Genomic DNA, 15208 nt, shown 5'->3' with positions numbered 1-15208 from the left:
TGATGAAATACGGTATTCTGATGTGACAAAACCTGAGTCCTTTATAGTTAAAGTGTTTGTTTGCACTCATATTTTAACTATTTAGACTCAGGTTTTTTTATTTAAAGCAAACTATGGGACAGTAGTGGCCAATGGCGCCCTTTCTTCTTTAGTCCTAATTTTTAACGCAATTAGAAACGGTAACCGATTTTCAGACCATAACCCATTGCATGGTTGTCATAGAATTCTGCTTTTGGTTTACCACCCGTTTGTGCTGTCGCATCACCTAACCAAAAATATTTTACACCGGCTTGAATAAAGTAGCTTTCAGCAGGACTGTACTGAGCACCTAGACCAATGTTCCAGTTTCCTTCAACTGGACCTAAAGTGGTTACAGGGTTACCTGCACCAGAGTCATAACCCACTGCTGCGGTTCCTGCCCACTTGCTATTGAATTTATGAGAAAGACCTGTAGTTACAGAGTATTGATCGTCTGAGTAATCAATCAGGTTTTGCGCTTTGCCTTTTGCAAATGTAGATGCTTGAGCTAACAATTCAGGTTTAACTGCGAATTGATCCCAATGTACCCAGCGTAAGTTTGCAAATGCTAAAGTGTTTGCGGCAATACCTGTTTGTAAATCAATATTTACAGATTGAGGCGTTGTAGCATCAAGTATGCTTTCTTTGTAGCCTAAAGTTGATAAAAATGGTTTGTAAGGACTATATGGATGGCCTGTTGCAGGAATGCTTGCACCAAGAGCAGCTAAATTACTTGTTTCTGTAGCATTAGCTTTATGTTTGATTTCTGAACGATAAGTTACAGCAGCCTTTAAGGCTATTTCTGGGATTTGATAAGCAAATCCAGCTAACCAACCATACGCTTGTTTTTGATCAACTGTAATGTTGTAACCACTTAATAATGAATAAGCTGCACCACGTAATTTAATATCAGCCTCAACAGTTTGCCAAACCGGACCTGCATAAAAATTCCAGTTTGCTGTTGGTTGATAACCAATCAAAGCAGTTAAATTATTAGTACGGACTTCTACTTTTGTACCTTCTTTAAGTGTTGGGTCTGAGAAGTCTGAACCGTCAACTTGATAAGTAGCATCTGCACCATAAGGTTGGTCGTATAAAAGACCTAGGGAAATTTTATCTGTGGCTTGAACTTTAATGGCAGCAGAGGGGAAAGAGTAGTCATCTCCCATATCACCGACATGATGGCCACTTCGATCTTTACCTTTAACATCCGGATCTAGAACGGAAATTCCAGCTTCGGCATAATTTCCGGGTTGTAAAAATGCGGTGATAGATTGACCTGAGCGATCTAAGCCAGCGGCAAATACTGAAGCAGATGGAAGTAAGCTAATTAAAACTGCTGAATATATTTTGTTGAGCTTCATGGTTCTTTCCCTGATGCCATTTTGTAACTAAAAGTGCTGGAAAAGTAACATAAATAAAAAAAGAGTAAATACTCTGCTAGAGTTTAATAATTGACTTGTAAGCACACAAATGATGCTTGATAGAGTAATAATTCTATTTTTATTAAATTATCTTTATGATTTTTAAATAAAAAGAAAATTATAAAGAATGGAGTAAATTTCAAAATAAAAAATTAACCGTTTGATTGAAAATACAGCTATTAATTTATAAGTGTATATTAAATGCTAATCAAAGACTGAAAAAAAAGACCATTGCGAACAATGGTCTTTTATTGTTTGGTTAAATAAGATTAGAAGCGGTAACCAATTTTTAAGCCGTATGCAAGTGCATCGTTGTCTTCAAAGCTAGCAACTGTATTAGGAGTACCAAATTGTGCGCCAGATTGTGCTTTAGCATCACCTAACCAGAAGTATTTCACACCACCCGCGATGAAGTAGTTTGGTGCTGGGCTGAATTGTAAACCTAAACCAACATTCCAGTAACCTTCTGTTGGACCAAGGGTAGATACAGGGTTACCTGCACCAGTATCATAACCTACTGAAACGTTACCAGCCCATTGCTCACTCAGTTTACGACCAACACCAACAGTTGCAGAAATTTGATCATCGGAATATGCAACTAAATCAAAGCCATTTGGTTTTCCAGTTGAAGCTACAACAGGTGCTTGTACACTAGCTGTACCAAATTTAGGTGGGCGAATGGAGAAGTTAGACCATTCAACCCAGCGTACATTAGCAAATGCTACGGTATCTGCCATGATGCCGGTTTGGAAATCCAAGTTAACAGATTGTGGTGTCGTGATTGAAGTACTTGAATTTGGTTGTAGGTTAAGACCAGCAAATAAACCTGTATTAAAAGTTTCGGTGGTTTTTGCATCATGGTCAATTTCAGAACGATAGGTTAAAGATGCTTTGAGAGCAATATCAGGAATTTGATAAGCAAAACCAGCTAACCAACCGACTGAACCGTCTTCTTCCATATTGGCATTATAAGAGCCAAATGTACTGCTACCGCCATATGCTAGACCACGTAATTGAACGTTACCTTCAACAGTTTGATAAACTGGACCTGCATAAAAATTTAAATTTTTATTTGGTTGGAAACCAAATAGCATTGATATATTTTGTGTTTTTACTTCAACTTTAGTTGATTCAGAACCATTATGGAATAAACCTTGACCTTGAAATGCGGCTAATGCACCTGGTAGTACAGCAGGTGAACTTGAGTCTGTGGCTGAATAAGTTGCATCAGCTCCGAAAGGCTGATCGTAAATTAAGCCAAAAGAGAAATTATCAGTAAGCTGTAATTTTAATGCTGCACTTGGAAAATAATAATCATCTCCCATATCTGATAAGTTTGTATTTTGAAGCCCAATAGCACTTGCTGGAGCTGCTGGGTTTGGAGTATATCCATTATTTACTTTACCTGAAACATTTGGATCTAAAACAGAAATACCCGCTTCGAAATAGTTACCCGGTTGTAGGAAGGCTGAAATAGATTGACCTGAGCGATCTAGTGCAGCTGCAAATGCACCTGTCATTGGTACTGTTGCAAGAATCATTGCGGTACTAAGAGTTTTTAATTTCATTTTGTGTCTTTCCTTGAGGTACAAATTTTATTACTGCTGATTTGTGTTTTTGAATGCGCTAAATTTATTTTGCTAATATTGGTTATATAACCAGATATCATTTGTTACTCCATGTGACAAAAATAGCACAATAAAAAAAAGAGTAAATGCTCTATAAAAAAACTATAGAGTTTAAAAAATGAACGTATTAGAGTTTTTAGTCTAAATTTATACTAATAGTTTATTTTAAATAATTGAAAAATAATTAATTAAACTAAATTTATAATTATTTTATGTGAATATTTGTTTGATTAAAAAATGACCATTTATCATAAAAAGTATCGTATTTTTATGTGATAGAGTTCTCTCTTCAAACGTAATAATTGAAATTTAAAAAACATGAGGTCAGGAAATTTAATTTTTTAAATATTTTTTATTATTAATTGCTATTTGGGAATTTTAAAATACTCGTCTCATTATCTGACTAAGGGAAAGTTTAAATATAGACAGGTAGGGAAGCGAGATCTGGCAAGCTGAATAGGGCTTTAGATTATTTTTATTAAAAATTCTAGGGTGAAAAGTATTGTGCGCCCTGCGGGACTCGAACCCACGTCGGTCGCTTAGGAGGCAACTGCTCTATCCAGTTAAGCTAAGGGCGCAATGCGCAGCTAATGTAGCGCAAATACAGGTAAAAAAAAAGTTATTGTCGAAACAATAACTTTTTAAAATGATTTAAACGAATTTTATGTTTAAGATTTCTTCGTCTTTAGGCTTTTAAATAGGCCAAACATCAGCACTATCCAGACGGGAATCATCAATACGGATTCTTTAAAACCTTGGGTCCACATAATATAAAGTACTGTCGCAATAAAGATCAGTACCACATAATTGCTGACAGGAGCCCAGAGTGCAGGGAACTTGGTTTGAATCGCAGCGTTTTTGACAGCCTGTTTGAATTTCAGATGTGTCAAACTAATCATGGCCCAGTTGAGTACCAAGGCACCTACGACCACATACATCAAGTGGCCCAAAGCGTCTTCTGGGACAAAGTAGTTTAAAAGCACACAACCGAAAATGAGCAGGGCTGAGAATAAAACAGCGGGAATAGGCACACCTTGTTTATTTACTTTCATGAACGCTTTCGGTGCATTGCCTTGCTGTGCCAGACCATACAGCATACGGCTATTCGCATACATACCGCTGTTATAAACAGACAGTGCCGCAGTCAAGATAATGAAATTGAGTAGATGTGCTGCCCAGCCAATTCCGAGTTGACTGAAAATCATTACAAATGGACTTTTATCCATACCACCCAGTTCCAGCTGGTTCCAAGGTACTAAGGATAAAAGAATCGTGAGTGAGCCAATATAGAAAATCAGAATACGGAACACGACCTGGTTAATGGCCTTAGGAATGGTCTTTTCCGGGTCTTTGGCTTCTGCAGCCGCCATACCAATCAGTTCAATACCGCCAAAGGCGAACATGAGGAAAGCCAGCATATAGAACAGGCCTTCAAAACCATTCGGGAAGAAACCGCCATGTGACCAAAGATTGCTAAATGAAGAGGTTGATCCTGCATCTGCGGTCAGTAATAAATACAGGCCGAAAACAATCATGGAAATCACGGCAGTCACTTTAACAATGGAAAGCCAGAATTCGGATTCGCCATAAAACTTGACATTGCCGAGATTGACCAGAGTAATGACAATGAAAAAGAACAGTACCGAAGCCCATGCAGGAATATGCGGCCACCAGTAATTAATATATTTGGCGACTGCAGTAAGCTCTGTCATGGCAACCAGAACGTACAAAATCCAGTAATTCCAGCCCGCCAGGAAGCCCGGGAATTTGCCCCAATATTTATTGGCAAAGTGGCTAAATGATCCTGCTACAGGCTCATGAACAATCATTTCACCCAGTTGGCGCATGATTAAAAAGGCGATTAAACCACCAATGGCGTAACCCAAGATGATGGAAGGACCAGCAGATTGGATGACCTGTGCGGAACCTAAGAATAAGCCTGTCCCAATTGCACCGCCCATGGCGATCAGTTGGATATGACGGTTCTTTAAGCCACGCTGAAGTTTGGAAGACTCGTTGTTCAAAGTATTCAGCCCGACAATGTGTAAGGAAAGGATTGAAATGGATTGTAATAGATTGAAATGTATAAGCCTAGTACGGGCTCTAGAGAGGGATTGTTAAAAAATAATCATATAAAAAATATTTTATATATTCCTATTTTGAATCAATAAATTAATTTTATTTTTTAATACATAAAATAAAATGATGTAAATGATGAAAAAAAGTTTGGTATTCGTTTTTTATACTTAAGTCAAGAAAGCATCTATTTCATAAAAAAATCGCTATGATACTTTTTAGCATTTTGCTGACGGCGATGTACAACAATGATAAATGAAAGGATAAAAGAGAAATGAGTTTTGCTCCACAAATCAAGATTCCAGCAACTTATATGCGTGGCGGTACCAGTAAAGGGGTGTTCTTTAAACTGGATGACTTGCCACAAGCTGCACAGCAGGCTGGAAAAGTGCGTGATCAGTTATTGCTGCGAGTGATTGGAAGCCCTGATCCATATGGCAAGCAGATTGATGGCATGGGTGGAGCAACTTCAAGTACCAGTAAAACCGTGATTTTGGCCAAAAGTGCCCAGCCAGATCATGATGTCGATTATTTATTTGGACAGGTTTCGATTGATCAGCCTTTTGTGGACTGGAGTGGCAACTGCGGTAACTTAACGGCTGCAGTCGGCTCATTTGCCATTTCCAATGGCCTGGTCAGTGCAGAACGTATTCCTGAAAATGGCATTTGTACAGTCCGTATCTGGCAAGCCAATATCCAAAAAACCATTATTGCCCATGTGCCGATCACCAATGGACAGGTGCAGGAAACAGGTGATTTTGAGCTGGATGGGGTGACTTTCCCGGCAGCTGAAGTTGCCATTGAATTTCTGGACCCGGCTGATGATGGTGAAGAGGGCGGAGCCATGTTCCCAACGGGGAATGTCGTAGATACCCTGGAAGTGCCAGAAATCGGAACTTTCCAGGCGACCTTTATTAATGCCGGTATTCCGACCATTTTTTTAAATGCAGAAGATATTGGTTATGAAGGTACTGAATTACAGGATGCCATTAATGGCGATGCCCAAGCTCTGGCACGTTTTGAAACCATCCGCGCTTATGGCGCCAAACAGATGGGTCTGATTCAGGATATTTCCGAAGCGGAAAAGCGCCAGCATACCCCGAAAATTGCCTTTGTATCGAAACCTAAAGCCTATACATCTTCAAGCGGTAAAGATATTCAAACCACTGATGTCGATTTGCTGGTTCGTGCCTTGTCGATGGGTAAACTGCATCATGCCATGATGGGAACGGCTGCAGTGGCTATCGGTACGGCTGCTGCGATTCCTGGAACTTTGGTTAATCTGGCAGCAGGTGGCGGAGTACGTGAAGCAGTACGCTTTGGACATCCATCAGGTACCTTAAGAGTCGGCGCACAAGCTGTGCAGGAAAATGGACAATGGGTGGTCAAAAAAGCTGTTATGAGCCGCAGTGCGCGGGTACTGATGGAAGGCTGGGTTCGAATTCCGGAAGATAGCTTGAAATAGCAAACAAGATAGAGAATCTTGCGAGAAAGCAGTATCATGCTGCTTGTCATTGATCAATAAGTTAGCCTGATTAAAGCTTAAACGATGATGACGATTCAATTCTCATGTAGATGAGGAATCGCAAGTTCTCTGTCGAAGGTGACAAGAGCGTTGTATATTAGATCGGGGTCATTTTTAATTTTCCCGATCTATTCCCAAAGCAAAGTATTCGAGGCGAATGTGTCATCTTTAACTGACGTGCAAGCAAATGCATTAACTCAAGCACAGCAACGTATTCAACAAGATTTATTAACGGCATTAGACGCATTTTCTATTCCGGAGCCGCTTAAAGGGGCTGTGTATCATGCAGTCATGCTGGGTGGAAAACGGGTACGTCCTGCACTTTGTTATGCTACCGCTGCTTTAAAACCGAATGCAAATTTTGCTGCCGTACGCCGTGCTGCAGTCGCCATTGAAATGATTCACTGTTATTCACTGGCCCATGATGATTTACCCTGTATGGATAATGATTCCTTGCGTCGTGGTCAACCGACCTGTCATGTCGCTTTTGGGGAAGATACGGCATTACTGGCGGGTGATATTTTGCAGTCGATGGCCTTTGAAATCTTGGGCAGTCGCCTGTTTGATCAGGGCCCGGCAGTTGCTCCGACCATTGTTTTAAAACAGATGCAAATTCTGGCGACTGCCAGCTCGAAAATGGTCTGTGGTCAGGTGCTGGATTTGCAGGCTGAAGGCAAACGTGTCAATCAGGATGCATTGGAAAATATTCACCGCAATAAAACTGGTGCCCTAATTTCTGCAGCCGTGATGATGACAGCCGTGACCGTATTTGAAGGCACAGATCCTGCCATTCCTAAACTGCGTGAATATGCGCAAGCGATTGGACTGGCCTTTCAGGTGCAGGATGACATTCTGGATATTATTTCCGATACGGCAGTCCTAGGAAAAACTGCAGGCAAGGATGAGCAGGTGGATAAATCAACTTATCCTGCACTTATGGGACTGGAAAAAGCTCAAGCCTATGCCAAAGAGCTGCATGATCAGGCCTTTAATGCTTTGGAGATGTTTGCTGAAAATGCAGCTGAACTGAACCAGATTTCAGAATTTTTATTGGCGCGTAAAAGTTAATTTGGTTCAAATACAGCAGCCAAGACCAAAAAAGAGGATCATAAATCCTCTTTTTTTATAGGCTTAGACTGTAAAAATTATTTAGATGCTTTATACAGGCGGTCACCTTCATCGAAACGGGTGGTGACTTCAGCAGAAGGGGCTTTACCCAGCAGGCTGACCATTACAATGGCAATGATTGAAGCAATGAAGCCGGGAATAATTTCATAAACACCGGTATCACCCAACAGGTTTTTCCATAGAATCACCACCACAGCTCCGACCAGCATACCTGCAAGTGCGCCATTTAAAGTCATACGACGCCAGAACAAAGACAGAATAATCAGTGGACCAAAGGCTGCACCAAAACCTGCCCAGGCATAAGCCACCAAACCTAAAACCTTGGATTCAGGGTTTCCAGCCATCCAGATGGCAAGCAGGGCGATCAGTAACACCATCAGACGTCCCACCCAAACCAGTTCTTTTTGTGTGGCATTTTTACGCAAGAAGGATTTGTAAAAGTCTTCGGTCAAGGTACTTGAGCAGACCAGTAACTGACAACTCAGAGTACTCATCACCGCGGCTAAAATGGCAGCCAGTACAATACCTGCAATCCACGGATTAAACAGGATTTTGGTCAGTTCCATAAATACAGTTTCAGGATTGGCCGTCACAGCACCAGCCAGTTCCGGATGCTGCTGGAAGTAGGCAATCCCAAAGAAGCCTGCTGCCACCGCACCACCTAGACATAACGTCATCCAAGTCATACCGATACGGCGTGCATTGGGAATGGATTTCACCGAATCTGCTGCCATAAAACGCACCAGAATATGTGGTTGACCAAAGTAGCCTAAGCCCCAGGCAAGTAAGGACATAATCGCCACAAAGCTTAGATCACCCATGATATCCATCGCTTGCGGACGTGCAGCTTCAAGTGCCAGGGTCATTTGAGACAGGTCCGAGAAGCTCAGAATGGTCACAATAGGGGTGAGTAACAGAGCAAAAATCATCAATGACGCTTGAATGGTGTCGGTCCAGCTGACTGCGAGGAAGCCACCGATAAATACATAACTGATGGTGGCAATGGCACTGATCCATAGTGCCGTGCTATAGGACAGGTCAAACATGTTTTCAAACAGGCGAGCACCAGCCACCATGCCGGAAGCACAATAAATGGCAAAGAAAATCAGAATAATGAAAGCCGATGCCACACGTAAAATTTTCTTCTGGTCATTAAAGCGGTTGGAGAAATAGTCCGGCAGGGTCAGGGCATTGTGCTGTACTTCGGTGTGTACACGTAAACGTCCGGCCACCAGCAGCCAGTTGAGCCAGGCACCAATAATCAGGCCAATCGCAATCCACATTTCAGACAAACCTGAAAGATAAATTGCACCCGGCAAGCCCATCAGCAACCAGCCACTCATATCTGAAGCACCGGCAGAAAGCGCCGTCACGAAACTACCTAAACGACGACCTCCGAGAATGTAATCAGAAAAATTGGCTGTGGCGCGATAAGCCAGAAGGCCAATCGCGATCATGGCGACAATATAAAAAAGAAAGGTAATTAAGGTCGGATTCAGGGAGTTCATACGGTATCCAGTTACACGGTGGACAGTAGATCGAAACACAGGCTTTTAAAGAACAAGCACAAATCATTTCAAAAAAATAACGCGAAATTTAACCATAGATTAAAAAAAAATGCTGAGTTTTTCTTGGCTGAAATAAAAATAGACAGCTTTTGCTGTCTATTTTTTAATATAAAAGAGTAGTTTACTGATCGCGTCCCATTACTCCACGAATGGTGTTCATGATGTCGGCAGGTAACACCACCGTTTTTGCATTATTGGATTTTGACATGTCCTGCATGGCTTTGACATACTGTTCACCAAGCAAATAAGCCACCGGAATTTCCTTATCGCCGACTGCTGAAGTCACCATCTCAATGGCTTTTTGTGAGGCTTCAGCCAAGACGACTTGTGCTTCTGCATCACGGCGTGAAGCTTCCAGACGACCATCGGCTTCCAAAATGGCGGCCTGTTTTTCACCATCTGCCTTGGTTACGGTAGCACGACGCTGACGCTCGGCAGCCGCTTGTGCTTCCATTGCAGCCTGCATGGTAGATGAGGGTTGAATATCCTGAATTTCCACGGTTTTCAGGGTAATGCCCCAATCGGAAATATCATCGGAAATGGCGGCTTTCAGTTTTGCTTTAATGTGATCACGTGAGGATAGCGCATCATCCAGATCCATTTCACCGACAATTGAACGAAGTGAAGTTTGCACCAGGTTCTGAATGGCCCAAGTATAGTTTTCAATGCCGTAAACCGCTTTTTCCGGGGTAGTGATATTAATGTACGCCACTGCATTCATCAGCAGTACCGCATTGTCACGGGTAATTACTTCCTGTGAAGGAATATCCAGCACGATATCTTTGGTGGTGACTTTATAAGCCACTTCATCAATATACGGAATGACAAAACTGAGTCCCGGTCCCAAAGTGGTATGGTATTTACCCAGACGTTGCACGATCCATTTATAACCCTGCGGGACAATGCGCACCCCTTTAAAAATGGTCACGCCGGCAAAAACCAGCAGTGCTAAAACAATAATTGTTCCACCAGACATGTTATTTCCTCACTTATATATTTTCGTTATTGGGATGGTGTGGTTTAACCACCAGATCATTGCCGAGAATATCGACCACGCGAACTCGATCACCCACTTCTACCGGAGACAGAGTCCGACAGTTCCACTCATCTGACCCCAAAACCGGCATGGGAAAACGCACCGTGATCAGTTCATGTTGCATATGAGTCTGAATGACCATGCCTACCTGACCAATAGTCGCTTCACGAGATAATCCGGCTTTGGTTTTATCAATAGAAAGTGGTTTGATAAATTTGAACCACAACAAGGTGCATAGCACAGATAGGATAATCCAGGTGACAATCTGGGTGGTTAAGCCCATCATCGGAAACATCCAGAATAAAACACCGACCATGATGGCTGCGATGCCAAACCATAGTGCAGCAAAAGCGGGGATTACCAATTCAGAAAGCATCAGTAATACCCCGAGTACAAACCAATGCCAAGGTTCGAATGCAAATTCCATACATCTACTCGTGTATTGTCAAAATAAAGAGAGACTATAAGGCCTCCATATCAATTTAGCAGATGAATAAGTCTTTGAATATTAAAAAAGCATATTTTTTAGATTCTGGATTTTGGCGCGGATTTAAAGGCTGCGGGTGATTTTTTAAAGTCGCTGATTGCCTTTTTAATGGCGATGATTTTCAGCTGGGTCGCTTTTTCGCCTTCTAGAATGGATGCATTGCTGGCTTTTAAATCCAGCGTGCCTAAATGTCCTACTTTAGGCTGAATGATCACATTGGCCTGATTCAGTTCTTCATGAATGCTTTGTTGACCCATAATATTAATGGTCTGGTCCAGCAGGCCCCACATATTCATCGGTTGATTGCCACTCGGTCGTGCAGAAATGTCGACGGCAATAACAATATCTGCACCCATCGCTTTCGCTGTTTTCACCGGAATCGGGCTGACCAGCCCCCCATCGACATACTGTTTCCCACCGATGGTAGCGGGAACAAAGACATTGGGGATACTGCAGGAAGCACGCACGGCCTGACCGGCATTGCCTTTAATAAATTCAGCTTTAGTGCCGGTGTCCAGACGGGTCGCAACCGCTGCAAAGCGAATCGGGAATTGCTCAATCGGTTTATTAGCAATATGCTGGTTCACATAATTCTGCAATTTTTGACCTTGTACAACACCTTGACTGTTTAGGGTTAAATCACGGATATCCGATTCTTTTAAAGTCAGTGCTATTTGCTGTAGTTGATAGGGCGTTTTACCACTGGCATAAATACTGCCGACAAAACTTCCGGCACTGGTCCCGGTGACGATTTTCGGCTTAATGCCATGTGATTCTAAAACTTTCAGCACACCAATATGGGCAAATCCTTTAGCCCCGCCACCCCCAAGCGCAATGGCAATGACAGGTTCACGTGCCTTGATGGTTGTGGTTTGCGGTGGTGTTTTGGTGGTTTTATCACAGCCAATCAGTCCAAGCCCTAGTAGAGCAATGAAAGAATATTGCACAAGCTTCATGGTTGAATTTGTATATCAATTTGATGAAAAGTTGTGCACATGACAGCAGATAATTGTTATTTTGACTAGTTATTTTTTAAACGCTTTTGTAATGGCTTGGCTAACCAGTCCGGATTTTTGGCTGAAAATTTGCCGGTATAGTGATCTAAAATTTGTTCTACATCCTGCGCATAATTTCCCGTTGGCTGAAACACACCCAGGCAGTGTATCGCTTTGTTTTTATAATCCAGTGAAAACATCACAATCGGGATATGGGCACCCACGGCAATGCGGTAAAAACCACTTCTAAACGATTCAGCCTGTTTGCGTGTTCCTTCCGGTGCCATACCGACCCAGATCTGCTGTTGCGTATTAATGAAGTCGATAATTTGCTGAGTGGTACCTTGTTGGATACTGCGATTGACCGGAATCACCCCAATCCATTCAAGTATGGGTTTCAGCGGTGTGTTAAATAAGGTGTGTTTGCCAAAAACCGTGATCTTGATGCCCAGTCCAAGCAGTGCGGCAAAACCGTGCCAGGCATCGATATTCGAGGTGTGTGGAGAAATAATGGCGACCGCTTTCTGCAGGTTGGGAAAATCACCCTCAAAACTCCAGCCTTGGGCAAGAAATAATTTTTTGAAAATATTTCGGCTTAAGTGACCACTACGGGCAGGCACTTGATCGGGCAAGGTCGGAAAGTGTTGAGTCATGGTGTTTGATTGCACTCCCGGGTAAATTTATCGGCTTTTAAACATGTTAAGCTTTTGTAAAATAAGATTCATTGGCAAAATATCAACTGTCATTCAGCTTGCCTGATCAAAATAGTCAATCCGGTTTTGACCCTAAGGGCCCACTATGCCGAGTACACGTAACATCTATCTCTTGTTGTTCTCTTTATATTGGGCACAAGGTTTACCCGTCGGTTTTATGACCCATGCTTTACCGGTGATTTTACGTGCCCAAGGGGTGTCACTGGCACATATTGGCGGTTTTGGCTTATTGATGTTGCCCTGGTCAATCAAAATTTTCTGGGCACCATGGGTTGACCATTTTGGCCATGCAGCATTTGGACATTACCGTAGCTGGATTATTCCGACCCAGTTATTGAGTGTGGTGGTATTGACTGGCTTATCTTTTCTGCCGATTCAGGCTTTAAACCAGCCTGAATACTTGCTGGCTTTTTTTGTGGCTTTACTGAGTATGAATCTGGTCGGTGCAACGCAAGATATTGCTACCGATGGTCTGGCGGTCAATATGCTGAACAATCAGCAGCAGCATTGGGGCAACACCTTTCAGGTCATTGGCTCACGATTGGGCTTTATTGTCGGTGGGGGAGCTATTTTATGGGCACTGGACTGGCTGGATTGGCAAAGCACATTTTTAATCTTGGCGGGACTGGTGCTGTTGAATACTTTACCGATTTTATGGCTGAAAGAACCGCAACGATTAAAGCATATGCTGTCCAGTACCGAAGCAGGAACATTTCGCTGGCAAAAAATAAAAGATTATCTGGCTTATTTTTATCGAGAGCAAAATCTTGCTGCATGGTTAGCGGTGCTCATCACCTTTAAAATTGCCGATGGTTTAGCTGGGCCTTTGCTGAAACCCTTAATGGTGGATTTAGGACTGACATTTTCCCAAATTGGCATTTATGTGACCATGCTTGGCGCTGTGGCTGCACTCATCGGTGCAGGGCTTGCAGGGTTCAGCCTGAAGTATGTTTCCCGTGAACATGCTTTACTCGGTTTTTCTATTTTGAAAATTTTCACTTTGGCTGCCTATGCATGGCTAGCTGTTCAATATGAGACCCAAGGTCCTATTGAAACCTGGATGATCTATCTGGTTAATGCTGCTGAAGACATGATTTCCGCCATGCTTTTGGTGGTGATGCTGACTCTGGTCATGCAATACAGCCGCAAACATTTGGCAGGAACAGATTTCACTTTCCAGGTGGCGTTGATGGCAACCGTGAGCGGTGGACTGTATAGCCTAAGCGGGATTTTAGGCGATCTCTTGGGTTATGCGAGTTATTTAAGCTTGATCACTGTGTTGGCATTGCTCTGTATTTTCCCGATTCTGAGATGGAAAAACAGTTTGCTCTAAACCCTAAAAGCTTTTTAATTCAATTCAATATACATTTAAAATCTAAGGATTAAATAAGATAACTAAATAAAAATTAAATCATTTTTTTAAATATTTCTGAATTGTAACATCTGTTACAGAATAACTTAGGGGTATTTATAGATGAAAACCAAATTAGCAGCAGCGATTGCATTAAGCCTACTGGCAGCACCAACTTTTGCAGCGCCAACTTTTTATGGGGAAATTGATGCAAGTATCGATTACTTGCCAGAAGACAATGCCAATACTTCGGATAAAGATGTAGTAGAAGTTAGTTCTAATAGCTCTTTCATTGGTTTAAAGGGTGAAGAAAAACTGAACGATCGTCTAAACGCAGTTTATGTGATTGAATGGAGTCTCAGTGCAGATGGTGATAGTACAGACTGGACTACGCGTAACCGTTTTGTCGGTTTAAAAGATGCTCAACTCGGTACTTTAAAAGTGGGTGCACATGACACGCCATTGAAGCAACTCTCAAGTCAAGTTGATACATTTAACAACTACGTTGCTAACAAAGCAGATGTAAACGGTATTTTCACTGGTGAAGCCCGTATATCGAATGCAGTCATTTATGAATCTCCAGCAATTAAATTGCCTACAGGTGCCATTAAAGTGAATGCGTTGTTGGCCTCTGGTGAAGATTCAGGCATTGCAAAAGGTAATGGCTCATCTAAAACTGCTGGTCGTGGTTTAGGCGATGCATGGTCTGCATCTGTAGTCTATGACAGCCCGGTGGTTGTGGCTGGTATTGCGTATGATAAAGCCATTCCATCGTCTTTCTTAGGTTCTGGCTTTTCAAACGCTAGCTCTCCAGAGGTTTTACCAGCAGTTGATAAAGATGGCAAATTAACATCATTATTTGCAGCTGCAAATACAATTCGAGCTATTGGCCGTGTAAACCTTGAGGGTGGTTTGGCATTAAAAGCACTTTATCAAACTTCAGAAGTTGAAACTGCAAAAGGTAATGCTGCTGGTTCAGAATTTATTGATGATGCTCAAGGCTGGTTAGTGGGTGCAGAATATAATTTGCCAACAGCCAAGGCCTAGACGGTAAAAGCACAATATAGCCAAAACACAACTACATTTACTAATAATGCTCCTGACTATGAAGCAAAACAAATCTTTGCTGGTGCAGATTATGCATTTAACAAACAGGTGAAAGCGTATGGTTATGCCGGTTATCTGACTCTTGAACAAGGTTCGAATGAAACTAAACAACCTGTAGTCGGTACAGGATTAGAATATAAGTTCTAGTCTGT

Annotated in this window: 11 protein-coding genes, 1 tRNA gene and 1 pseudogene; 4 read left to right on the top strand and 9 right to left on the bottom strand. The window is 42.1% G+C overall.

Going from position 1 to position 15208, the window contains the following annotated elements; genetic code table 11:
• Positions 1-170: 170 nt before the first annotated feature.
• The 4 genes from FTT87_RS12350 to FTT87_RS12335 all read right to left on the bottom strand — a co-directional run bounded on the left by FTT87_RS12350 (position 171) and on the right by FTT87_RS12335 (position 5094).
• Positions 171-1382 carry an OmpP1/FadL family transporter gene (locus FTT87_RS12350; protein ID WP_180043226.1) on the bottom strand — a complete coding sequence of 404 codons (1212 nt, stop codon included), beginning with the start codon at positions 1380-1382 and terminating at the stop codon, positions 171-173.
• A 329-nt stretch (positions 1383-1711) separates the two neighbouring features.
• Positions 1712-3010 carry an OmpP1/FadL family transporter gene (locus FTT87_RS12345; RefSeq protein WP_180174935.1) on the bottom strand — a complete coding sequence of 433 codons (1299 nt, stop codon included), beginning with the start codon at positions 3008-3010 and terminating at the stop codon, positions 1712-1714.
• Between the two features lie 565 nt (positions 3011-3575).
• Positions 3576-3648, bottom strand: a tRNA-Arg gene (locus FTT87_RS12340).
• 90 nt (positions 3649-3738) lie between these two features.
• Complete coding sequence (locus FTT87_RS12335) at positions 3739-5094, bottom strand: amino acid permease (RefSeq protein WP_180043225.1); 1356 nt, start codon at positions 5092-5094, stop codon at positions 3739-3741.
• A 326-nt stretch (positions 5095-5420) separates the two neighbouring features.
• On the opposite strand from FTT87_RS12335, the gene prpF reads away from it, so the two are divergent.
• Positions 5421-6611, top strand: a complete 1191-nt coding sequence (gene prpF, locus FTT87_RS12330) for a 2-methylaconitate cis-trans isomerase PrpF (protein WP_086196898.1) — start codon at positions 5421-5423, stop codon at positions 6609-6611.
• Between the two features lie 219 nt (positions 6612-6830).
• Positions 6831-7739 (top strand): farnesyl diphosphate synthase, encoded by a 909-nt coding sequence (locus FTT87_RS12325; RefSeq protein ID WP_180043224.1) that lies wholly within the window; start codon positions 6831-6833, stop codon positions 7737-7739.
• A 77-nt stretch (positions 7740-7816) separates the two neighbouring features.
• Here FTT87_RS12325 and putP read toward each other — a convergent pair whose 3' ends face one another.
• The 5 genes from putP to FTT87_RS12300 all read right to left on the bottom strand — a co-directional run bounded on the left by putP (position 7817) and on the right by FTT87_RS12300 (position 12538).
• Positions 7817-9307 carry a sodium/proline symporter PutP gene (putP, locus tag FTT87_RS12320; RefSeq protein ID WP_180043223.1) on the bottom strand — a complete coding sequence of 497 codons (1491 nt, stop codon included), beginning with the start codon at positions 9305-9307 and terminating at the stop codon, positions 7817-7819.
• A gap of 181 nt (positions 9308-9488) precedes the next feature.
• Positions 9489-10343 (bottom strand): SPFH domain-containing protein, encoded by an 855-nt coding sequence (locus FTT87_RS12315; protein WP_180043222.1) that lies wholly within the window; start codon positions 10341-10343, stop codon positions 9489-9491.
• Positions 10344-10356: 13 nt separating this feature from the next.
• A complete protein-coding gene (locus FTT87_RS12310; protein WP_180043221.1) occupies positions 10357-10830 on the bottom strand; it encodes an NfeD family protein in 474 nt (157 codons plus the stop codon).
• 98 nt (positions 10831-10928) lie between these two features.
• Entirely contained in the window at positions 10929-11846 is a 918-nt protein-coding gene (locus FTT87_RS12305; RefSeq protein ID WP_180043220.1) for a patatin-like phospholipase family protein, read from the bottom strand.
• Positions 11847-11911: 65 nt separating this feature from the next.
• Positions 11912-12538 (bottom strand): 1-acyl-sn-glycerol-3-phosphate acyltransferase, encoded by a 627-nt coding sequence (locus FTT87_RS12300; protein ID WP_086196892.1) that lies wholly within the window; start codon positions 12536-12538, stop codon positions 11912-11914.
• Positions 12539-12683: 145 nt separating this feature from the next.
• Between FTT87_RS12300 and FTT87_RS12295 the strand changes: the two genes are divergently transcribed.
• Together FTT87_RS12295 and FTT87_RS12290 are read left to right on the top strand one after the other, a co-directional pair.
• Complete coding sequence (locus FTT87_RS12295) at positions 12684-13931, top strand: MFS transporter (RefSeq protein WP_086196891.1); 1248 nt, start codon at positions 12684-12686, stop codon at positions 13929-13931.
• A 141-nt stretch (positions 13932-14072) separates the two neighbouring features.
• A pseudogene (locus FTT87_RS12290) lies at positions 14073-15203 on the top strand (porin).
• Positions 15204-15208 lie beyond the last annotated feature (5 nt).

It is taken from the genome of Acinetobacter sp. YH01022 (genome assembly GCF_013420235.1).
In the GTDB taxonomy this organism is placed as follows: domain Bacteria; phylum Pseudomonadota; class Gammaproteobacteria; order Pseudomonadales; family Moraxellaceae; genus Acinetobacter.
Note: the sequence above shows the minus strand (reverse complement) of the source record. Positions and strands in the feature narration are given on the sequence as shown.